Origin of the sequence: Sporosarcina sp. NCCP-2222, from assembly GCF_023168145.1 — a bacterium.
GTDB lineage: Bacteria > Bacillota > Bacilli > Bacillales_A > Planococcaceae > Sporosarcina.
The window spans coordinates 178661-201835 of the sequence record NZ_BQYK01000003.1; the positions used below are offsets into that span (position 1 = coordinate 178661).

Below are 23175 nucleotides of genomic sequence, written 5' to 3' on the forward strand. Positions count from 1 at the left end.
CAGCTTGTATGTAGTAAATAGAGGAAGCCGAAAGCCTCAATGGCGACGACTTCCTCCACTATTATTGTTCGTCATCCCGCACTTGGCGGAGCAATGATTCAATTCGATTTCCGTATTCGACAGAATCGTCAAATGCAAATTCGATTTCAGGTGTTTTCCGTAGCCGGATCCTCTGTCCAATTTCAGAACGAATGAATCCTTTTGCTTTGGAAAGACCTTTTAACGTTTCTTCCTTTTTATAATCGCTGCCTAGTACAGAGATGAAGACAGTCGCTTGTTGAAGATCACCAGTTACATCGACGTCTGTGACAGTCACAAATCCGATTCTCGGATCCTTCAATTTTTGGCCGATGATTTCGCCAAGCTCCTTTTTCATCTGCTCAGCAACTCGGTTCGATCGCATTGTCATGCACGCTCACCCCGATTCTAAATTCAATAGTATTCCAGTTGAAGATCTGTCAGTTCCCATTCCGGATTGGATTCCAAAAAACGTATGGCTCTCCTGACTTCTCCTTCTGCAGGTTCTTTTGCTGAAGCGACACAAACGAGTGCAATGACAGTCCGTTGCCATAGATCTTGATAATCTATTTCGGCAACAGATACATTGAAATCATTTTTCACACGCTCCATCATGCGTTGCAGGACAGAGCGCTTTCCCTTCAGCGAGTTGATGTCAGGAATGAAGAATGAACATTCCGCATAGACAATCATACCCGTTTGACTTCCTCCATTACGTAGGCTTCGATGATGTCGCCTTCTTTAATGTCATTAAAGTTCTTGATTGTAATACCGCATTCGTAGCCTTTCGCCACGTCCTTCACATCGTCCTTGAAGCGTTTTAATGTGTCCAATTCGCCTTCAAAGACAACGATGTTGTCACGGATAATACGCACACCGGAATCTCTTGTGATCTTGCCGTCAATGACATAGCTGCCGGCAATCGTACCGATTTTCGATACTTTGAAAGTCTCACGCACTTCTGCCTGGCCAATGACTTTTTCCACATATTCCGGATCCAACATACCTTTCATGGCTGCTTCAATTTCCTCAATCACTTTATAAATGACGCGGTGCAATCGAATATCGACGCCTTCTTCTTCCGCAGCACGTTTCGCATTGACATCAGGACGAACATTGAATCCGATGACGATGGCATTGGATGCAGCAGCCAATGAAATGTCTGATTCGTTAATAGCGCCTGCTCCCGTGTGGATAATCTTAACGTTAACCCCTTCTACATCGATTTTCATCAATGAAGCTGCCATTGCTTCGACCGTACCTTGAACGTCCGCTTTGACAATTAGGTTAAGCTCTTTCATTTCGCCTTGTTTCATTTGGTCGAATAAGTTATCGAGTGTAACACGCGTTTTTTCAACACGCTGCTCTTGAAGCGCATCTCCCGCTCTCGACTCACCGATTTGACGGGCTGTCTTCTCGTCTTCGAAGACGACAAAACGGTCACCTGCCTGCGGAACATCGTTCAAGCCAGTAATTTCGACTGGAGTCGATGGACCCGCTTCTTTCACCCGGCGTCCTACATCATTGATCATCGCACGAACACGGCCGAATGTATTCCCGACAACGATTGGATCTCCTACATGCAACGTACCATTCTGCACAAGCAAGGTAGCAACAGAACCGCGTCCACGATCCAATTGAGCTTCGATGACTGTACCACGAGCACGGATTCCAGGATTCGCTTTCAACTCTGCCACCTCAGAGACAAGGAGGACCATTTCAAGCAACTGTTCAATCCCTTCGCCTTTTAACGCAGAAATTGGGACGAAGATTGTGTCGCCTCCCCAGTCTTCCGCAACGAGGCCATGCTCGGTAAGCTCTTGCATTACTCGATCTGGGTTGGCACTTGGCTTATCCATTTTATTTACTGCGACGATGATTGGAACTTCCGCAGCTTTAGCATGGTTGATCGCCTCAATAGTTTGAGGCATAACGCCGTCATCCGCTGCAACAACAAGGATGGTAATATCCGTCACGCTGGCACCGCGTGCACGCATCGTTGTGAAAGCTTCGTGACCAGGAGTATCAAGGAATGTGATTTTCTTCCCAGCCTCCTCGATTTGATAAGCACCAATATGCTGCGTGATGCCTCCCGCTTCTCCCTGTGTCACTTTAGTATCACGGATGGAGTCCAACAATGTTGTTTTACCATGGTCGACGTGACCCATGATTGTAACGACAGGAGGGCGTTCCGTTTCACCGGATTCCACTTCCTCATTCTCATCAAAATAAATTTCAAGATCAGTCACATCGATGCGGATTTCTTCCTCAACCTCCACACCATAGTCTGCGCAGATCAATTCAATTGCATCCTTATCCAGCTCTTGGTTAATTGTTGCCATAACCCCAAGCATGAATAATTTCTTAATGATTTCAGATGGTTCCTTGCCTAATTTTTGAGCTAGTTCGCCAACAGAAAGCGATTCATAGAACGTAATTTTTTCCGGCAACGGTTTTTCAACCTTAGGCATTGGAGTCGTTGGACGGTATCTCCGTCTTCCTTGGTTGATCCCTTTTGCTGGTGGACGGCCGCCTCTGCCACCTTGGCGATTGCCACCCTGGCCGCCTTGCGACTGGTTACGGTTGCCGCCTTGACCTTGTGTACGATTGGCGCCGCCTTGGTTATTCGGACGCTGTTGGCCGGATTGCGGACGATTGCCGCCTTGGCTACCCTGGCCGCCTGGTCTAGCTTGGCCTTGGCTTTGTTTATTACCGTTGCCCTGGCCGGCCGGGCGTTGTGGACCGCCTTGGCCTTGACGAGGTTTATTTTGGTTTTGATTTTGATTTTGATTTTGATTTTGGTTTTGGTTTTGATTTTGGCCTTGGTTTGGTCTTCCTTGGCCATTCGAACCGGAACGTTGGCCTGACCGGTTCTCATTTGAGTTTCGGCCTTGCTTTTGATCGCCTCGGTTTGCAGGACGCGGTGCGTTCGGCTGCTTATTTCTTGCAGGAGCACCATTTGCAGGCTGTCCTTCGTTCTTTCTGCCGAACTTTGCATCCAATTTAGCTGTCGCATCATGATCCAGCATAGACATGTGATTGGAAACATTCACATTAATTTTTCCTAATTCCTCAATGACTTCTTTACTCGTCCGATTCACTTTCTTCGCGTATTCGTGTACACGTATCTTCGTCATTAGCCCACCCCCGGTTAGATTCGTTGAGGAGCCCGGATAGTTTCCCGGCAAAACCGGCATCCGTTAACGCGAGAACGACCCGCGACTCTTTACCGATAGCATGCCCGAGTTCTTCTCTGGAACCTAGGACATGCTTCTCAACGTTATAAGAATTACATTTATCCGTAATTTTTTTCATTGTATTTTTTGAAGCATCGTTCGACACAATCACCAGTTTGGCTTTGCCGTTTCTGATTTCACGAACGACCAGCTCTTCGCCTGTGACAATTTTCCTGGCCCGTGCCGCCATGCCTAGTGTTTGATAGATGGCCACTGAGTGACTCATTTGAGAGCCTCTCGGCGAATGGCATGCAGTAAATCCTCAAATACCTGCTCAGGGACTGCCACGCCCAATTGCTTTTCAATTGAATGGTTACGGCGTGCCGCCTCAACAGCGGATTCCGTCTTCGACACATAGGTGCCTCTACCTGATTTCTTTCCGGTCAAATCGACCGAGACTTCGCCTTCCTTCGTACGTACGATCCGTATCATTTCCTTTTTCGGGAACATTTCTCCAGTCGCCGCACATTTGCGCAAAGGCACTTTACGATTATTCGTCATGAGAAGTCAGCCTCCCACATCAATTGTCATCATTTGTATCTGCGTATAGATCGATCGCTTCGTCTGCTTCCGGCTCTTCCATGCTGTATGGATCGTCGTTATACACATCGTCGCCAACTTCTTCCGCGCTATATACGTCCACTTCTTCTTGGAACAAGATGTTTTGGCCGGCAGAAGGATAGATTCCCATTTCGCGAGCATCTGTTTCACTCTTGATATCAATTTTCCAGCCAGTCAGCTTAGCTGCAAGGCGGGCATTTTGGCCTCTTTTCCCGATTGCAAGAGACAATTGATAGTCAGGAACGACAACAGTTGTGGATTTCTCTTCTTCATTTACTTGGACATCCAGCACTTTAGAAGGGCTCAATGCATTCGCAACGAAAACAACAGGGTCTTCAGACCACTCAACAATATCGACTTTCTCGCCGTTCAATTCGTTTGAGATGGATTGCACGCGGGCGCCTCTTGAGCCTACGCATGAGCCGACAGGATCGACTTCTTCGTTATTCGTATGGACCGAAATTTTCGACCGGTCTCCTGCTTCGCGCGCGATGGATTTGATTTCAACCGTGCCGTCATAGATTTCAGGCACTTCCATTTCAAAAAGTCTGCGAAGCAATCCAGGATGTGTACGGGATACGAATACTTGCGGCCCCCGTGAAGTGCGTTCCACCTTTGTGATGTAGACTTTGATCCTGTCATGGGGCTGGTAGGATTCCGATTGAATCTGCTCTGCTACAGGTAGGACAGCCTCCACTTTCCCAAGCCCAACATAAATATTGCGCTGATCGAGCCGTTCTACAATCCCGTTGACAATATCATCTTCCCGGTCCACATACTCATCATAGATTAACCCGCGTTCCGCTTCACGGACACGCTGCGTGACAACTTGTTTCGCTGTTTGCGCTGCAATTCGCCCGAAATCACGCGGTGTCACTTCTTCCTCGACAATATCGCCGATTTCGTAAGCAGGATTGATCATATGTGCATCTTCCAGCGCAATTTCAAGTCTTTCGTCTTCGACTTCTTCCACCACATCTTTGCGGGCGTAGACTTTCATCGTCCCTTTTTCAAGGTTCAAATCAACCCGGACATTTTGCGCTTGGTTAAAATTACGTTTATAAGCAGTCACAAGTGCCGCTTCAATTGCTTCCACTAATACATCCCTTGAAATGCCCTTCTGTTTCTCAAGAGCTGTCAGTGCATCGAGTAGATCACTACTCATTGTTCTTCACTCCCCTAAATTCAATTATGCGGAAAAATCGATCGCCAGACGTGCGAATGCAATCTTTTCCTTTTCAATTTCCACTGTTACTTTTCTAGTTTTTATTCGCATTTGGATCTCCACTTTTTCGGGAGTGTATGAAAGCAGATAGCCTTCAAACTCTTTCATGCCATTCACAGGCTCGTATGTTTTGACGAACACATATTGGCCGACAGCTCGTTGAAAATCCTCTTCTTTTTTGAGAGGACGCTCAGCCCCGGGTGAAGAAACTTCAAGGAAATAGTTTTGTGGGATTGGATCGGTCCGGTCCAACTCTTCGCTCAGCCTTTCACTGACGAGCGCACATTGTTCGATATCGATATTCCCTTCTGGGGTATCAATATAGACACGTAAAAACCAGTCTTTTCCTTCTTTCACAAACTCGACATCGATCAGCTCCAAGTTGAAATCTTCTACAATCGGCTTGACAAGCTGTTCGACTTCTTCTGTTATTTTACTCATTTTAAACCTCCCGAACGTGAATTCTAATCGCTATGCCCCGGCGCACCTGCCGACTCTCCGGCTTTTGTACCTGATACATGGATAGGTCAAATTCAGCCGAGCGAGGTAAAATAAGTATAGACAACAGAAAAGAGCGGGAAACCCCACTCTTTTTACGCGAGACTTATAGCAAAAGTTGCTACAATTATACCACCTGGTGCACTTCTATGCAAATAATGTGCATGGCTGGTGAATTGTAACGCGCTTTCCTGTCTGCAAATTAGAACAGTGACAGTTGGTTCGTATCTGGCATTCCTTCCAAACAACCAAGGGTATCCATATATTCAACGACTGTCTTCGAAACTCTGCCCCGCTGCTGTAAATCCTCTTTCGATAGGAAAATCCCGTCTTTTCGGGCTTCTACAATCATTTTGGCGACGTTCGTCCCGAGTGAAGGAATCGAGTTGAACGGCGGGATGAGCTTATTATCCTCAATAATGAAATCCGTGGCGTCTGACTTGTACAGGTCTGGTTTCGCGATGGAAAATCCTCTTTCACACATCTCGAGTGAAATTTCCAACACGGTCAATAAGCTTTTCTCTTTCGGTGAGGCATCCAATCCCTTGTCGTTGATCTCTTTAATTTTCGCACGTATAGAAGCCGGTCCCTTGGTCATGGTGACCAGGTCATAATCAGTGGCACGAACAGTAAAGTACGCCGCATAATACATGATCGGGTGATGCACCTTGAAATAGGCGATGCGCAATGCCATGAGAACGTAGGCGGCCGCATGGGCTTTCGGAAACATGTACTTGATTTTCTTACAAGAATCGATATACCAATCCGGCACGTTATTCGCTTTCATTTCGGCTTCAAATTCAGGAGTCAGCCCTTTCCCCTTACGCACTGATTCCATGATCTTAAAGGCGATGGACGGTTCCAGCCCTTGGTAAATCAGGTACACCATAATATCATCACGACAGCCGATTACATCAGACAACTCACAAATTTTATTTTGAATTAATTCTTGTGCATTGCCGAGCCATACATCCGTCCCATGCGACAGGCCGGAAATTTGAATGAGCTCTGAAAATGTAGATGGCTTCGTCTCTTCCAACATTTGACGTACAAATCGGGTTCCGAACTCCGGCACGCCAAGTGTCCCTGTCTTGCAGTCGATCTGCTCCTCTGTGACCCCAAGTGACGAAGTGCCGCTGAAGAGTGCCATAACCCCATCGTCATCCGGCGGTATTGTTTTCGGGTCGATGCCTGACAAATCTTCCAGCATCTTGATCATGGTCGGATCATCGTGTCCCAGAATATCCAGTTTCAATAAGTTGTTATCAATGGAGTGGAAGTCAAAATGTGTTGTCCGCCAACTTGAGCCGGTATCATCAGCTGGATACTGGATTGGCGTGAAATCGAAAATCTCCATATGGTCTGGCACAACTATAATTCCGCCCGGATGCTGCCCTGTATTACGTTTTACACCTGTACAGCCTTGAACTAGGCGATCGATCTCGGCACCGCGGAGGTGAAGATTATTGTCGTTCATATACCCTCTGACATACCCATAAGCAGTTTTTTCGGCAACCGTTCCGATTGTACCGGCACGATACACGAAATCCTCACCAAATAGCACCTTCGTATAATTATGGGCGTGCGCTTGGTATTCTCCACTAAAGTTCAAATCAATGTCGGGAACTTTGTCGCCGTTGAATCCTAGGAACGTTTCAAACGGAATATCCTGGCCATCTTTTTTGAACATCGTTCCACATGACGGGCAGGCCTTATCCGGCAAGTCAAAACCGGACCCGACCGATCCGTCATCAAAGAACTCGGAAGTTTTACATGACGGACAAATATAGTGCGGAGGCATTGGATTCACTTCTGTGATTTCCATCATGGTCGCTACTAGGGAAGAACCGACTGATCCACGGGAACCGACCAGATACCCGTCATCCAAAGATTTCTTAACTAGTTTATGAGAAATAAGATAAATAACCGCAAATCCATTACCGATAATCGAAGTCAATTCCTTCTCAATTCTCGCCTCAATAATTTCAGGAAGCTCTTCTCCATATATTTTATGGGCCATATCATATGTCAGCTGGCGAACTTCCTCATCTGCCCCTTCGATAGCAGGCGGATAGAGATCGTCTTTAATAACCTTCACGTCCCCTATGCGTTCCATAATGGCCTTTGGATTATCAATAACGATCTGCTGTGCTATCTCATCACCCAGGAAAGAAAACTCATCGAGCATTTCATTCGTCGTTCTGAAGTGGACGGACGGCAAGGAGTGGCGGTTTAATGGATTGGCACCGCCTTGGGAACGAACAAGAACCTGCCGATACATCCCATCATTTTCGTCAATGTAATGCACATTTCCTGTCGCACAAACCGGAAGGCCTGTCTTCTTGCCCAGTTTGATCATTTTCCGCATAATGTCTTCCATATTCCATTCATCGCGTATCAATTCCAGTTCAATCAAATGGGAATAGACCGGCTTCGGATGTAGCTCAAGGTAATCATAAAACTTGGCAATTTCCTCTACTTCTTCAAGCGATTTCTGCATCAGCCCTTCAAAAACTTCACCTTTATCACAGCCGGATCCAACCAGCAGCCCTTCACGGTGTTTCATCAATAATGAGCGGGGAATCCGAGGCACCCGATAGAAATAGTTAAGGTGCGAGTAGGATACGAGTTTGAACAAATTTTTCAAGCCCGTATCATTTGCAACTAACAACGTGCAATGAGATGGCCGAGATCGTTTATAAGCATCTCCTTCGCCGATGTTTTTATTGAAGTCGTCGAGCCACTCAATTCCTTTTTCAGCAGCATCCTTCATAAGTTTCACGAATAAGTATGCTGTTGCTTCCGTGTCGTAGATCGCACGGTGATGCTGTGTCAATTCAATATCAAATTTCTTGGCCAATGTGTTGAGCCGATGATTTCTTAACTCGGGGTATAGGAAGCGAGCAAGTTCCAGCGTATCGATGACTGGATAATTTTTGTCATGGACGCCAGTCTTTTTGCTAGCTTCGTAAAAGAATCCCATATCAAAAGATGCGTTATGCGCAACGAGTATGGAATCCCCGATAAACGTTTTAAAGTCACGGATAACTTCCTCGACTTCCGGCGCATCTTTCACCATGTCATCTGTAATTCCCGTCAATTCCGTTGTCGTCGAAGACAACGGATGATGCGGATTGGCAAACCGTTCAAAACGTTCGGTGATTTCCCCGTTTTGCACTTTTACTGCAGCGAGTTCGATGATTGTGTCATATACAGCAGAAAGACCTGTTGTTTCCACGTCAAAAACAACATATGTATCGTCTTCCAGCTTACGATGCTGTTCATCGTATACGATTGGAACCCCATCATCGACCAGATTGGCCTCCAAACCGAAAAGGACTTTAATGCCATGCTTTTTCCCGGCTGAATAGGCTTCTGGGAATGATTGGACATTGGCGTGATCCGTTATGGCAACAGCAGGATGGCCCCATTTCGCAGCCTGCGCTACGAGTGCAGACGCGGATGTCACTCCATCCATCTGGCTCATATTCGTATGGGCATGCAATTCAATCCGTTTTCGATCGTCAGGCGCTTTGTCCTTTCTGACAATCGGCGGAACTTCCATGATATCTTGCGCCATCATAATTAGATCCCGCACAAACGTATCGTTTTGAATACTCCCTCTCGCCCGGACCCACGCGCCTTTCTTCATTGTTTTCATCAATTCGGCATCTTCGTTGTCCCTGGAGAACATTTTGACAAGGATGGAATCGGTATAATCTGTTACTTTGATTGTCAGCAATGAACGTCCGCTTCGAAGTTCCCTCACTTCTGCATCAAATACGTATCCTTCGATCGTTACACGGCGTTCTTCGTCTTGTATTGTTTTAATATCAAGGATCGGTTCATCCGGTTTGATTGGTACACCAAGGACAAACGGCCTGTTGTTTTCAGGGCTGTCCTTTTTGGTCGTGTCACGCTCTTGCATAGAAGCCAGTGCTTTCAGGGCATAAGCCTCTTCCTCTGCTTGCCGAGCTGCCATGAATGCGAGGCGCGCTTCTTCTTCCTCCTTGTTTTCTTCTTGCAAATGAAAATCGAATAACAGGGAAGGAAACCCGAACGTGCCATAGACCTCCGCTAGCAATTTTGCATATTTATTCTTCAATGTCTGCATTTCAAACTCGGTACCCGAACCGAGCATGAGCTTTTCCCCTTTGACTTCTGGACGCTGATTGCTGAGGCGCTCACGAATCGGAGGAGACATATCTTGTATTTCTTCCAAAATCAACGGCCAATAGCTGGTGATCAGCTCTTGATCCATCCTTCTCTCTCGGCATGTAACGTGGAGCTGAATGGTCGCAATCGATGCAAAAGCATCCAAAACACGCTGTTTGAGGGTTTTATAGACAGCAATCGGCAATGGCTGGTCATTGACAATTTCAAACCGCCAAATCCTCGATTTTTTATGAATCGCCAGCCGCTCTAACGTGGCATTCTCAAAGTGCACGACAAACTGATCGTCGGTCATATTAATTTGTTGCAACAAAGTCATCAATTTCATTTTTCCGTCCATGGGACATCCTCCTTTCTGCCTGCGATCTTGTTATGCCCGAAGCAAAACAAAAAAGGAAACCACCAGCAAATTGACATTCTTGATGTGTCTGTCCAAGACATGGACTGACCCATCATGCTGTTACGTTTCTGCAGCTTTTCAATTTCCACAGGATCTAATTCTATCTACTCGCTATTATGTAGAAAGCACATTCAGAAACACGAATTATTTGGTCAGGGAAAAACAAGGGAAGCGCTGTTTCGCAGCCTTCCCTTGAGTCAAATCAAACATGGAAGAACGACTGCAATTTTTCGGTCACTTCTTCCTTTTGCCATTCTACTGTTTCTCCTGTCTCCCGGAATTTGATTTCTATTATTCCGTCCGTTGCTCTTTTTCCAACGGTTAGACGAATTGGCACACCGATCAGGTCGGCATCAGCAAATTTCACACCGGGCCGTTCTTGCCGATCATCATACAAAACTTCATATCGATAGGTTCTCAAGAGATAATAAAGTTCTTCAGACAATTGATGCTGTGTCTCATCATCATCATTTACGGTGAGTAAGTGGATGTCAAATGGAGCAAGCTGTTTTGGCCATTTGATTCCATTCTCATCATGGAATTGTTCGACGAGCGCAGCGAGCAAGCGCGATACACCAATGTGATAGGTGCCCAACAGATAAGGCTGATATTCACCTTCGCTGTTTTGAAACTCCGCTTTGGCCGGTTGGCTGATTGCTGTCCCCTTATTGGAGATACTGCCAATTTTTATTCCTTTGGCAAATCGGATGGTTCCTAATCCATCAGGAGAGGGATCGCCTTCTTGGACAAAACGCAAATCCAAGTACGAATCGACCGCAAAGTCCCTCTCCGGATTTGCATGCATGAAATGAAAGCCTGTCTCATTGGCTCCACAAACACCATTGACGACGGAGCCGACTGCCAGATCTGCGATAACTTTCACACCGACCGGCAATTTGATTGGACCAATTGATCCCGCTTCAGCCGAAAAGAGATGTTGAACTTCATCCGGCGTGGCCAGACTGACTCGCATGGCCTTCATATAATGTTTCAATTTCCGTTCGTTGATTTCATGATCTCCTCTACATAGCACGGCTACCATTTCATCATCAATTGTATAAAGTAATGTTTTAATAATTTGGGATGGTAGAACTTGCAGGAAATCCGCCACTTCACTTACTGTATGCACATTCGGCGTGGCGACTTTTTCCATCCCCATCATCCGAATCTCACCCGTCTGTTCTTCAGGCTTCGTTTCCGCCCAATCTAAACTGGCAGCATAAGAAGAGGAATCGCTGTAAGCAATAATATCGTCTCCTATAGAAGACATCGCAATGAATTCAAGAGATCTGCCCATATCCGCTTCCATCCCTATTTGAGCATTTACTTCTCTGTAGTTCAATCCCAATCTAGTGAAAATGTTTGAGTATGCCTGATTAAATTGCTCCTGCATGTCATGAAGACTAGTATGTTCCGCATGAAAGGAGTAAGCGTCCAACGAGATAAATTCCCGGCTTTGCAGCAACCCGAATCTTGGGCGCTGAATATCGCGAAACTTCTTTTGAATTTGATAAAGTGTTACAGGAAGCTGCTTGTAGGAGGCTATATGATCCTGTATGAGAGCAGTCATTGAATTTGCGTCAGATGGACAAAGAGCGTACCCTCTCCCTTGGTGATCATGCAAAGTAAAAGCCTCATCACCAAAGGCTTCGCCAGGATGTTGCAGTATGGGCATAACCGCTTCTGCTGCTTCTATCTTTTCCATTTCTTCATGAATTACATTTTCGATTTTGCGTAATACCTTTTGGGCTAAAGGCAGAAATGTAAAAACACCACTTGCATTCGTACGGATATAGCCTGCTTTTACTAACAGCTGATGTGAAGTGGCATCGATGTCAGCAGGTGTTTGCCTCATTGTCGGTATGAACGTTCGTGATTGTTTCATTATACCCCACCTTTTCACCAATAACTTTGAGTTGTTTTGTTCCAATAAATCGCTTGTTTGGTCAATAAATGCAAGTTGCTCTTTAAGCGACTAATGGAGTCCCGGAAATCCGAGACTCCACCACTTTCGATATCAGTTGAAGAAAAATTTCTGGATATCGTTCCAAGTTACAACGAGCATGAGAACCATCAGAAGCATGATGCCGACAAAATGAACCATGCCTTCCTTCTGTTTATCAACTGGTTTGCCACGCAACCCTTCGAACAGGAAGAACAGCAGCCGCCCGCCGTCTAGAGCCGGCAAAGGAAGCAAGTTCATGATGCCGAGATTGATGCTCAAAATTGCTGCAAAATTCATTAGGCTATAGATCCCGAATTGTGCAACAGTCTCGGTTGTTTTATAAATACCGACTGGTCCTGATAACGCATCGATACTAAATTTACCCGTTACAAGCTGACCTAACAGTTCGAATATCCGCTTAATCCAGTAAAACGTCTGCTCTGCCCCGTATACAAAGGACTTGCCGACACTTTTTTCATAAACAGGCTCCGTACTCACTCCGAGCTGGCCAAACTCCATCCCGGAATCTTCAATGACGGAAGGCGTAACACGCAAAGTCTCTTGCTGACCATTCCGCAGTACAGTGAGCTCGAGCTCCTTGCCAGGATTCTTTTGAACAATATCGGTAAACGCTGTCCATTTCTCAATCTTTTTTCCATTAATGCCGATCACCAGGTCTCCGGCTTGCATTCCGCCACTTGCTGCTGCGGAATTCGGTACGACTTCATTGATGCGTGGTTCGTTTGTCGGAACCCCAATCAGCAAAGCGATCGCAATGAACAGGAAGAAAGAAAGGATAAAGTTGAACAAAGGACCTGCAAAAATAGTCATCGCCCGGCTGCCGAGCGGCTTCGATTCGAATTGCCGATCATATGGGGCAATTAACGTTTCCTGCCCTTTCTCCAGTATGACAGCATTGCGGGCAATCGGGAATCGGACCAGTTCCTCAGAATCATTATATCCTTCAATATAAAGCTTCTTTGACAAGTCGGCTGATTCCGTTTCAAGGAACATAATATTCGGATCCGAAACATTCCGGTTCAAATAAATCTTCTCTACTTCATCTTTGTCATTTAGAAGCAGTCCGACACGGTAGCCCGGCTGGAGTTCAACAGTGTCAAAATCCTGGCCCGCCATCCGCACATAGCCGCCAAGCGGCAACAGACGGATCGTATATAATGTTTCACCTTTTTTTGAATAAAAGATTTTAGGACCAAAACCGATTGCAAATTCCCGGACCATGATGCCCGATTTTTTCGCAAATAAAAAGTGCCCCAATTCATGAAAAAAGACGAGCGATCCAAAAATAACGATAAACGCAATAACGGTTTCCATGTAAAACCACCTTACTGGCCTAACCGGCCTTGTAATCTGCGGGCAAACTCTTCAAAGCTATGACAGCTCCCGCTTGTATTCCTACAGAAACGTAAAAGCTTACTGTAGTCTCGTAACTATATCATACACCATTTTTCGGGAGGCGGCATCTGTCTGGAGTATCGTCTCTAAATCAGGATGAGAGATTTTCTGATGCTTCTCCATGACAGTTTCGACCAGCTCCTCGATTTGAAGGAAGGAGATCCGGCCTTCCATAAATAATTGGACCGCTACTTCGTTCGCCGCATTCATCGCAGCCGGCATAGTGCCGCCTTCTCTCCCTGCATCATATGCGAGGGACAGTGCTTTAAAACGTTCAAAATCCATTTTTTCAAAATGTAGAAGCCCAAATTCCTCAAGACGAAGCCGTTTTGCATTTTGCATCGGTATTCTGTCCGGATACGTCATGGCATATTGAATTGGGACTCTCATATCAGGAGAGCCAAGCTGCGCCATAATGCTTGTATCCTCGAATTCGACCATCGAATGAATGATGCTCTCTTTATGAAGCAGGCAATCGATTTGATCGAACGGCATGTTAAACAGATGATGGGCCTCAATTACTTCCAGCCCCTTATTCATCATAGTGGCCGAATCGATCGTCAGCTTGTTCCCCATCGACCAGTTCGGGTGAGCCAGTGCCTGCTCCACCGTAACGCCCGCTAATTCGTCACGCGAGCGATCTCGGAAACTGCCTCCTGAAGCCGTTAGGATCAAACGAGTGATCCGCTTCGGATTTTCGCCGTTCAAGGATTGGAACAATGCGGAGTGCTCGCTGTCGACAGGCAAGATCGGAACATTGCGCTCCGCAGCCTCTCTCATGACGATTTCACCAGCCGCAACAAGTGTTTCCTTATTCGCAATGGCAATTGGAATATGAGATTGAATCGCTTTCAAAGTAGGCTCTAGCCCCACACTGCCGATGACAGCGTTGACTAATAAATCCGGGCCCGCTTCGCATGCAACGGCCATCAGCCCTTCTTTTCCGTGCATGACACGGATTTCCGGAAAATCACGCTGCAATGATTCGGCGTCTTCCGCCCGCAGGACGGACACAATTTCGGGCTGGTGGTTTCGTGCAATTTCCCTAACTTTCGTAATGTTTGTCCCAGCAGAAAATGAGACCAGCTGGAACTTGTCCCTATTTGATTCAATGATATCTAATGTTTGGACACCGATGGAACCCGTTGCCCCGAGTAAACTAATACGTTTTACCATGTCACTAATGTCATCCTTTCAGTTAACCGACTAGATGTAGGAAATGCAGGAGCGGCAACACGAACAGGAGACTGTCAAACCGGTCCAAAATCCCCCCATGTCCCGGGAGAATTTTTCCTGAGTCTTTTACTTGATAATGCCGCTTCAATGCGGATTCAACTAAATCCCCCAACTGCCCTACGATAGACGCCACAAGGGTGATGAGGATCAGAGATATATAAGACGGAGCTATTGGATATATCGCTTGTAATATGCAGGCGAAAACGATGGCGCAGATGATTCCGCCAATAAAACCTTCGACGGTTTTATTCGGGGAAATTTTTGGCCATAATTTCCGCTTGCCTATTTTTCTGCCGATAAAATAAGCCCCCGAATCAGTGGACCAGATGACGAGCAATGCATACATGACATACTCCAGTCCAAAAAAGCTGGTTTCAATCAGATAATAAAAGCCAATTCCAACGTACAACGCACCGAGTACGGAAAAAGAGGCATCGTCAAAAGTATAACGATTTTTAGCAATGACTGTGTAAATCAACAATAGCAGAACGAGAGCAAAGGTCATTTCCGTTTTTGTCAAACCTACTGCGTGTTCCACGTCCGCGGCCCACTCCGACGGTATAATCAATATGGCCATCGCAAGCCATGTTATCAGGCCTTCGACCGAAAATACGTTCATCTCTTTCATTTTAAATAGCTCATATAGCCCTACAGACGCAATCACATAAATTGCGATGGTAAATGGGAATCCCCCAATTAGCACGAGAGGAACGAATAGGGCTAACGCAACGATGGCTGTTACTATTCTCTGTTTCACTTTTCCCGTTCTCCTTCCACACTTCCAAAACGGCGGTTTCTCATTTGAAATTCTTCGATGGAGTGCAGCATGCATGATTCATCGAAATCCGGCCAAAGCACATCGGTGAAGGAGAATTCAGCATAAGCCAGCTGCCAAAGCATGAAGTTGGATAATCGCACTTCGCCACTCGTCCGGATTAGCAGATCTGGCTCCGGCAAATGTGCCGTCATTAAATGGGAGTTGATCATCGAATCATTGATGTCATCAATTCCTACCTTATCATTCTTAATTAAATCGGCAATTTCCTTCACCGCGTTGACGAGTTCCAATCTACTGCCATAATTCATTGCAAAATTAAGTATAAGACCTGTATTATTCGAGGTTTTTTCGACAGCTGTCATAATCGCTTTCTTCGTATGATCCGGCAGAGCATCAAAGTTGCCGATCATCTCCACTTTCACATTTTGTTCGATTAGCTCAGGTAAATATGTACTCAAAAATTCGCCTGGCAGCTTCATCAAAAAATCGATTTCCATCTTGGGACGTTTCCAATTTTCTGTTGAAAATGCATAAAGGGTCAGTACTTTTATTCCGATTTCGTTTGCAATACGGGTGATCTTCCGGACTGTCTTCATTCCTTCATGATGGCCCGCAATACGCGGTAGATTTCGTTGCTTTGCCCATCTCCCGTTGCCGTCCATGATGATTGCGACATGCGCAGGTATCTGCCTGCTTCTTATGGCTTGCAATCGATCTGTAAGCGAAGCATCCATCTCAACCGTTTTCTTTCGCAATAATTTATCAAGCATCTCGTTTCCTCCACTCGGCAACTTTTTGAGCAAGTACACATTCTATCGTATCAAACTGGATAGGAAAATTCATTTATTAAAACTGATTGTGCCACCGTTTTTGATCACAATATACTTCTGCCGCATCCTCACAGCAGAGATGCAGCCATTTTTAGACGCAATAATCCATTTTTAAATATGTATTTCAAGTTCTAGCTCTCTGATCGGTACTCTTATCGTATGCGCAAAATCATAATAATAGGAGCAGTGAATATGCAACTTCTAAGGCAGTTTTGCTTTCTTATTCCGTCTCCACTCTGCATGGTCCACGGGAGTATAAACATGTGAAAGGGACGTCCTGAAAGTAGGACGTCCCGGAATATAGAAAGTTCTTCTATCAGATTTCCATAATTTCATTTTCTTTATCTTTTGCAATGCTGTCGATCTTTTCGATAAATGAATCAGTCAATTTTTGGATTTCATCACTTTCACGGCGAAGTTCGTCTTCAGTGATATCACCGGCTTTTTCAAGTTTCTTCAATTCGTCGTTACCATCACGGCGAATATTTCGGATTGCGACTTTGGAATCTTCTCCTTCTTTTTTAACCAATTTCACTAGTTCTTTACGTCGCTCTTCTGTTAAAGCAGGGACAGCAAGACGAATGATCGATCCGTCGTTTGATGGTGTAATTCCAATATCCGACTTCATGATCGCTTTCTCGATGTCGCCAAGGATTGACTTGTCATACGGCTGAATGACGAGCAATCTAGGTTCCGGCGTCGAAATTCCCGCCATTTGGTTCAACGGTGTTGGGGCTCCATAGTAATCGACTGTAATTCTGTCTAACAAAGATGCGTTCGCACGTCCTGCACGAATGGATGCCAGCTCTCTAGTCAGAGCGGCGATCGCCTTATCCATGCGGTCCTTCGTTTGATCCAAAACTGCTTTAGACATTACCCTTTCCTCCTGACAACCGTACCAATCGGTTCACCCAGTACGGCTTTTTTAATATTTCCATTATCCATAATCGAGAATACTACGAGAGGGATATCATTGTCCATACATAGGGTCGACGCAGTGGAATCCATGACTTCCAGTCCTTGGCTAATCACTTCCAAGTAGGAGAGTTCGGTATACTTAACAGCTGTCTCATCTTTCATCGGGTCAGCTGAATAGACACCATCCACATTATTTTTCGCCATTAAAATGACGTCTGCCTCTATTTCGGCCGCACGCAATGCAGCGGTCGTGTCCGTAGAAAAATACGGGTTCCCCGTACCTGCCGCAAAAATGACGACACGCTTTTTCTCCAGATGTCGGATCGCCTTGCGCCGGATATATGGTTCAGCTACCTGTCTCATATCGATTGAAGAAGAAACACGTGTTTCAACTCCCAACTTTTCCAACGAGTCTTGAAGCGCCAATGAATTCATGACTGTCGCGAGCATACCCATATAATCAGCAGTGGTCCGATCCATTCCCATTTCGCTACCGACCTTGCCTCGCCAATAATTGCCGCCGCCAACAACAACTGCAACTTCAACACCTAGATCGACGACTTCTTTCACTTGTGATGCAACAGATTTCACGATTTCTGGGGAAAGACCGTAGCCTTTATCTCCCGCGAGTGCCTCTCCGCTAAGTTTCAAGACAATCCGTTTATATTTTGGGACGTTCATATGTACCCTCCATCTACTCAGTTTTCTCGAAAAATAGGGAACACATCGAAGTGTTCCCTACTCCATATAGTATATTGCGTTTCAAAGGATTTTTAGACAGCTTAGTTGCCTTTTACTTGGCTCATTACTTCATCTGCAAAGTTATCTTCGCGTTTTTCGATTCCTTCACCAACTGCGTAGCGGATGAATTCTTTCAATGTGCCGCCAGTTGATTTTACGAAATCGCCAACTTTTTGGTCTGAGTTTTTAACAAACGCTTGGTCAAGGACACAGATTTCTTCGAAATACTTGCCAAGACGGCCTTCTACCATTTTCGCAACGATGTTTTCAGGCTTGCCTTCGTTCAAAGCTTGTTCTGTCAAGATTTTGCGTTCATGCTCAACTTCTTCTTCAGAAACTTGGTCGCGGGAAATGTATTTAGGGTTCAATGCAGCGATATGCATAGCAACGTCTTTTGCCGCTTCTGCATCTGTAGTTCCTTCAAGAACTGTAAGAACTGCAATCCGTCCGCCCATGTGAAGGTATGGACCGAAAGCATCGCTGTCTGTTTTAGTGCGCACTTCAAAACGGCGAAGTGTGATTTTTTCTCCGATTTTTGCAACCGCATTAGAAATGTGGTCTGCTACAGATGAGCCATTGGACATTTTTGATTCGATTGCTTCTTCAATGGATGCAGGTTTTGCAGCCAATAGGTGCTCAGCAAGTTCTTTAACAAGTGTTTGGAAAGCTTCGTTTTTCGCAACGAAGTCAGTTTCTGCATTCACTTCAAGAATGACAGCGTCGTTACCGTCTACTAGGATATATGTTGTACCTTCAGCAGCGATACGGTCTGCTTTCTTAGCAGCGCTAGAAAGACCTTTTTCACGAAGGAAGTCTACTGCCGCATCCATGTCACCATTCACTTCAGTAAGTGCTTTTTTGCAGTCCATCATACCTGCGCCTGTTTTTTCACGCAATTCTTTTACCATTTGAGCTGTAATTGCCATTTTCCATTCCTCCTGATAGTAAGATTATTTTGCAGTTGCTCTTTAAAAAAGACGATAAGTGGATTGGCCGCTTATCGTCTCTTCATTTGAACTATTACTCTGCAGCTACTGTTTCTGCTTCTTCTTCTGCCGTTACTTCTTCGTCTGCGCCTTGTCTTGATTCGATCAACGCGTCAGCCATTTTGCTTGTAAGAAGACGAACTGCACGGATTGCATCGTCGTTTGCAGGGATGACATAATCGATTTCATCAGGATCGCAGTTTGTATCGACAATACCAACTAGCGGAATGTTCAATTTGATCGCTTCAGCAACCGCGATGCGCTCTTTGCGTGGGTCTACAACAAAGATGACATCCGGTAAAGATTTCATGTCACGGATACCGCCAAGGAATTTAACAAGGCGTTCGTGTTCTTTTCTAAGTTGAGAAACTTCTTTTTTAGGAAGTACTGCGAATGTGCCGTCTTCTTCCATAGCTTCGATTTTCTTCATGCGAGCAACCCGCTTTTGGATTGTGCCGAAGTTTGTAAGTGTACCACCAAGCCAGCGTTGGTTGATGTAGTACATGCCAGCGCGTTCTGCTTCTTCTTTAATCGCTTCTTGCGCTTGTTTTTTCGTACCGACGAATAGGACTTTCCCTCCGTCAGCACCAACTTGACGCATAAAGTCATATGCTTCCTCAAGTTTCTTTACAGTTTTTTGCAAGTCGATGATATAAATACCGTTACGCTCTTGGAAAATGAATTTCTTCATTTTTGGGTTCCAACGGCGTGTTTGGTGTCCGAAATGTACACCTGCTTCAAGCAATTGCTTCATTGAAATAACAGACATTTGTTCTTCCTCCTATTTGGTTAGTTTCCTCCGCATGTTTCATCCAGCGAAGCTACCTTCCGGCACCCTCTTCGCCATCCACATACGTGTGTAGTAACACCATTTGATAATATACCATAAGCTTTTGTCGAATGCAACTCGGTTCACTTGAATTTTAAGATCAATTCAATTTCCGTTTTCCCTTTCCCAAGCTCACGGGCGATTTCTTCCACAGACCAGCCATTTTTTTGGAGCTTCAACGCTCTTGACCGATCGTCTTCTTCCTCTTGGTTGTCTGCAACAGATGGTTTTGAGAAGGATTTATATGACTGAAGAGCCACTTGAACCGGAATGACTGGCTTTTGGTTTTGCCCCTTTTCCGATGGTGCAGGAGCCATGTGCAACTTTTCTTTCTGGCTATCCTTTTCAGCCGGCTCCACCTCGTCATCCAATCGTTTTTCCAACAGGCGGATCAACCGATCATTCTCATCCTTTAATTCAGTTAAATAGGCTGCTATGGCATCATCCATTTCGGACATCAGTTTTTGTTGCTTCGTTTCAAGTTTGTCGAATTTAGCCATGCGCATGTAAAGGAGGGCAATAAAATAAAAAGTGATAAGCTGTAATATGAATAAGATAATTAAAAAGATGACCATGTTTGATTACCCCGTAAAGTCGACGAAAGCACCTTTGTATGGATGCGCCATCTCACTTTCTTTGTTGTTTTTCTTCTGCCGGGACTGTTCCCTTGGTGTTTGTTCTGAGTCCCCGTTTTTGGAATCGGAGTCGGTTTTGGCGGAGCGATCTGATTTTATTACCGTTTCCCGAATTTTGGCTTGTTCTTTTTCCGTCAATACACCTGCATGGTCTTGTCCCGCTTGGATCATCTGCTGCTTTTGCTCTGCCATTTTGCCAGCGTCGAAGGTCTTAGGAATCGCGATTTGAAGTTCTATGCCTTTGAGGCTCATAGGATCCCCCCGTCAATAATTTCTGGCGACAGCAATTTCCGCAGTTTAAATAATGCCTTGGAATGGATTTGAGAAATTCGTGAAGTCGAGAGATTAAGAATTTCACCTATTTCTGTCAAGGTCATCTCTTCGGTATAAAACAAACTTAAGACGAGTTGCTCATTTTTGTTCAGCTGCTTGATTTTCAACGATAGATCTCCAACCAGCTCATTCATCATAGCACTTTGCTCGGGTGTTCTTTGCGTCTCATCCTTAATGACAAACGACTTTTGGCTATCCTCATCCTCATCGCTCATCCTTTCATCGATCGATAAGATATTGGAAAAATAATTTTCATGGACAGTTTGGTAAACATCCTCAACCGTCAATCCCAGATGCTGAGCCACTTCTTCCGGAGTCGCATGCCGGAGCAGTTTCTGTTCCAGCCTAATGATTTCCTCTTCCATCTTCTTCGATTTCTCTCTCGCGGAACGGGGCAGCCAATCTTCTTTTCGCAGGCCATCGATGATCGTACCGCGTATTCGAAAAGAGGCATACGTATCAAATTTCAGATCGCGTCCTGGATCGAACTTTGTCAAAGCATCAAACAGGCCTTGAAATCCCAAACTTTTAATGTCGTCTCGCGAAACATTCCGCGGAAGCCCTGAGCTGATTCGCTGCACATGGTAATTAACGAGAGGAGTATACTTACGTACGAGCATATCGCCCGCCTCCGCATCCCTATCCGTTAACCATTGCCTCCAACATTCTTCTTCTGTCATACTCTGGCTGGACATCGAACCCCTCGCTTTCCAGAATGAATCTATTAATATCAGAACAAATTTTATGTATTAAGTATATCAAATTATAGCGAAAAAAGGCGACTGAATCGTTCAGCCGCCACTTACGATATAAATGATCTAATCAGATCTCATGCGTGCCAGCGTTTACTGTCCGGATGCTCAGGATGCTTGTAGCTGGATCGAATTCAATCGTCCGTCCGCTTGACCCGCCTGTATCTTCTGCGACAATTGGAATAGATAGCCGGCTAAGTTCTTTTTTTACGGCTTCCACATTGCGCGGACCGATACGTGTCGTATCACTTGAACCGAATTGAAACATCTGGGCTCCTCCAGCTATTTTTGCTTTCAATGCCAGCGGGCGCACCCCTTCCGCTTTCAACGCTTCCATAAGTGCATAAATTCCGGTATCCGCAAATTTCGCCATATTGATTTTATCTGATTTGCCTAGACTGGAATCAGGCAGCATCACATGCAGCAGGCCGGCAATTTTCTTTTTCTCGTCATATAACACGACACCCACACATGAACCGAGCCCTGACGTCCGGATCGTTTCCGGTACCTTTGCAATGTTCAGATCGGCAATACCGACCCGGACAACCTGTTTCAACGCCTGCATGTTACAACACACCTAACGAACGGAAAATAGTCAAATAGGATGGCGGATCCGGCATCAAGAAGAAATGCCCGTCTACACTCGACGATCCGTCCTCGTCTTCTTCTTGTATTCTTGTATTAATGACTATGACCTCATCACTATACTGTGAAACTTCAATAAGGCCAAAGCTGACAATGGCACCTACCATGTCGACACTTAGCGACGGTACAGTCGGATAGATATTCAGCCCTGTGAAATCCGATAAGGCTGAAAGATAGGAGCCGGACAGAATGTTGCCTAACTCCTGCATCGCAGAAACGCCCATTTCAGGAATAGGATGTTGATTGAAATGAAATGATTCGTCCCCAATAAGCCTTTGAATAAAATGGTTGGCCGATTCGATGGGCAAAACGAAAAACATACTGCCCGATAAATCGCCCTCGATTCGTAAATAGATGCCCGCGACAATCTTTTCGGACCCCCCAGCCATCTCAAACATGTCATCAAAAGAAACTAGCCGCACATTCGGCACATGCATATCAATTTTCCTGCCAAGCAATTGGGATAAAGAAGTAGCCGCATGGGCTGCTCCAATATTCCCAATTTCCTTTAGAACATCCAGATGCATGTCTGTAATCGGATTATTAGTATTCATCTGAAGACACCCGTTTCAACGGCTGCAGCACTTTATCGAGATTCAGCATAACTAAAAGGCGTTTATCCAATTTTACCACGCCTGAAATGAATTCAGACTCTACCGATCCGACCACTTCTGGCTGCGGTTCGATGGAACGAAGAGGGATATCGATGACATCGTTGGCCGCATCAACAATTAATCCAACTTCAAAATCCTGTAAAGAAACTATAATGATCCGGTTATTATCGTCCATCTCTTTCGTTTCAAGACCGAATCGTTCCCGCAAATCTACAATCGGTGTGACGACACCGCGCAAATTGATAACTCCCTTTACATAAGAAGGTGTTTTCGGCACGCGGGTTATGGACATTAATTTTTCTATACCTTCTACGACATCGACTTCCATCGCATATTCCTTATCCAACAATTGAAACACGATGGATTTTACAGTATCTTGTCCGACTAACTCTGGCATTTCAGTCTC

Annotated in this window: 23 protein-coding genes; all 23 read right to left on the minus strand. The window is 45.3% G+C overall.

What is annotated here, in order from left to right:
• Positions 1-61: 61 nt before the first annotated feature.
• Entirely contained in the window at positions 62-409 is a 348-nt protein-coding gene (gene rbfA / locus NCCP2222_RS07675) for a 30S ribosome-binding factor RbfA (protein WP_238083986.1), read from the minus strand.
• A gap of 23 nt (positions 410-432) precedes the next feature.
• Positions 433-711 carry a DUF503 domain-containing protein gene (locus NCCP2222_RS07680; protein ID WP_248511223.1) on the minus strand — a complete coding sequence of 93 codons (279 nt, stop codon included), beginning with the start codon at positions 709-711 and terminating at the stop codon, positions 433-435.
• The gene (infB, locus tag NCCP2222_RS07685; RefSeq protein WP_248511225.1) at positions 708-3155 is read right to left on the minus strand and encodes a translation initiation factor IF-2; all 2448 of its coding nucleotides are present in this window, start codon (positions 3153-3155) and stop codon (positions 708-710) included. The genes NCCP2222_RS07680 and infB overlap by 4 nt, the downstream gene beginning before the upstream one ends.
• Positions 3103-3480 (minus strand): YlxQ family RNA-binding protein, encoded by a 378-nt coding sequence (locus NCCP2222_RS07690; RefSeq protein ID WP_248511227.1) that lies wholly within the window; start codon positions 3478-3480, stop codon positions 3103-3105. The genes infB and NCCP2222_RS07690 overlap by 53 nt, the downstream gene beginning before the upstream one ends.
• Positions 3477-3755, minus strand: coding sequence for an RNase P modulator RnpM (rnpM, locus tag NCCP2222_RS07695; protein WP_248511229.1), 279 nt, complete (start codon positions 3753-3755; stop codon positions 3477-3479). Before rnpM ends, NCCP2222_RS07690 begins: the two co-directional genes overlap by 4 nt.
• A gap of 19 nt (positions 3756-3774) precedes the next feature.
• Entirely contained in the window at positions 3775-4980 is a 1206-nt protein-coding gene (nusA, locus tag NCCP2222_RS07700) for a transcription termination factor NusA (protein ID WP_248511231.1), read from the minus strand.
• Positions 4981-5004: 24 nt separating this feature from the next.
• On the minus strand, positions 5005-5481 hold the full coding sequence (gene rimP / locus NCCP2222_RS07705; RefSeq protein WP_248511233.1) for a ribosome maturation factor RimP: 477 nt from the start codon (positions 5479-5481) through the stop codon (positions 5005-5007).
• Between the two features lie 259 nt (positions 5482-5740).
• Positions 5741-10051, minus strand: a complete 4311-nt coding sequence (locus NCCP2222_RS07710) for a PolC-type DNA polymerase III (RefSeq protein WP_248511235.1) — start codon at positions 10049-10051, stop codon at positions 5741-5743.
• A gap of 262 nt (positions 10052-10313) precedes the next feature.
• Positions 10314-11996, minus strand: coding sequence for a proline--tRNA ligase (locus NCCP2222_RS07715; RefSeq protein ID WP_248511237.1), 1683 nt, complete (start codon positions 11994-11996; stop codon positions 10314-10316).
• A 132-nt stretch (positions 11997-12128) separates the two neighbouring features.
• A complete protein-coding gene (rseP, locus tag NCCP2222_RS07720; RefSeq protein ID WP_248511239.1) occupies positions 12129-13391 on the minus strand; it encodes an RIP metalloprotease RseP in 1263 nt (420 codons plus the stop codon).
• A gap of 99 nt (positions 13392-13490) precedes the next feature.
• The gene (locus NCCP2222_RS07725) at positions 13491-14648 is read right to left on the minus strand and encodes a 1-deoxy-D-xylulose-5-phosphate reductoisomerase (RefSeq protein ID WP_248511240.1); all 1158 of its coding nucleotides are present in this window, start codon (positions 14646-14648) and stop codon (positions 13491-13493) included.
• Between the two features lie 22 nt (positions 14649-14670).
• The gene (locus tag NCCP2222_RS07730) at positions 14671-15465 is read right to left on the minus strand and encodes a phosphatidate cytidylyltransferase (RefSeq protein WP_248511242.1); all 795 of its coding nucleotides are present in this window, start codon (positions 15463-15465) and stop codon (positions 14671-14673) included.
• A complete protein-coding gene (locus NCCP2222_RS07735; protein ID WP_282570679.1) occupies positions 15462-16256 on the minus strand; it encodes an undecaprenyl pyrophosphate synthase in 795 nt (264 codons plus the stop codon). Before NCCP2222_RS07735 ends, NCCP2222_RS07730 begins: the two co-directional genes overlap by 4 nt.
• Before the next feature lie 376 nt (positions 16257-16632).
• The gene (gene frr / locus NCCP2222_RS07740; RefSeq protein WP_248511244.1) at positions 16633-17190 is read right to left on the minus strand and encodes a ribosome recycling factor; all 558 of its coding nucleotides are present in this window, start codon (positions 17188-17190) and stop codon (positions 16633-16635) included.
• The gene (gene pyrH, locus NCCP2222_RS07745; protein ID WP_238084016.1) at positions 17190-17915 is read right to left on the minus strand and encodes a UMP kinase; all 726 of its coding nucleotides are present in this window, start codon (positions 17913-17915) and stop codon (positions 17190-17192) included. Before pyrH ends, frr begins: the two co-directional genes overlap by 1 nt.
• A gap of 101 nt (positions 17916-18016) precedes the next feature.
• Positions 18017-18901, minus strand: coding sequence for a translation elongation factor Ts (tsf, locus tag NCCP2222_RS07750; RefSeq protein ID WP_238084019.1), 885 nt, complete (start codon positions 18899-18901; stop codon positions 18017-18019).
• Between the two features lie 94 nt (positions 18902-18995).
• A complete protein-coding gene (gene rpsB, locus NCCP2222_RS07755) occupies positions 18996-19730 on the minus strand; it encodes a 30S ribosomal protein S2 (protein ID WP_248511245.1) in 735 nt (244 codons plus the stop codon).
• Between the two features lie 143 nt (positions 19731-19873).
• Positions 19874-20365, minus strand: a complete 492-nt coding sequence (locus NCCP2222_RS07760; RefSeq protein WP_248511246.1) for a DUF6115 domain-containing protein — start codon at positions 20363-20365, stop codon at positions 19874-19876.
• A gap of 6 nt (positions 20366-20371) precedes the next feature.
• Positions 20372-20677, minus strand: coding sequence for an RNA polymerase subunit sigma (locus tag NCCP2222_RS07765; RefSeq protein WP_248511247.1), 306 nt, complete (start codon positions 20675-20677; stop codon positions 20372-20374).
• Positions 20674-21453, minus strand: coding sequence for a FliA/WhiG family RNA polymerase sigma factor (locus NCCP2222_RS07770; protein WP_248511248.1), 780 nt, complete (start codon positions 21451-21453; stop codon positions 20674-20676). Before NCCP2222_RS07770 ends, NCCP2222_RS07765 begins: the two co-directional genes overlap by 4 nt.
• A 127-nt stretch (positions 21454-21580) precedes the next feature.
• On the minus strand, positions 21581-22075 hold the full coding sequence (locus NCCP2222_RS07775) for a chemotaxis protein CheD (protein ID WP_248511249.1): 495 nt from the start codon (positions 22073-22075) through the stop codon (positions 21581-21583).
• A 1-nt stretch (position 22076) separates the two neighbouring features.
• Positions 22077-22709, minus strand: a complete 633-nt coding sequence (locus tag NCCP2222_RS07780; RefSeq protein ID WP_248511250.1) for a chemotaxis protein CheC — start codon at positions 22707-22709, stop codon at positions 22077-22079.
• A complete protein-coding gene (locus tag NCCP2222_RS07785; RefSeq protein WP_238084038.1) occupies positions 22699-23166 on the minus strand; it encodes a chemotaxis protein CheW in 468 nt (155 codons plus the stop codon). The genes NCCP2222_RS07780 and NCCP2222_RS07785 overlap by 11 nt, the downstream gene beginning before the upstream one ends.
• Positions 23167-23175: the final 9 nt, after the last annotated feature.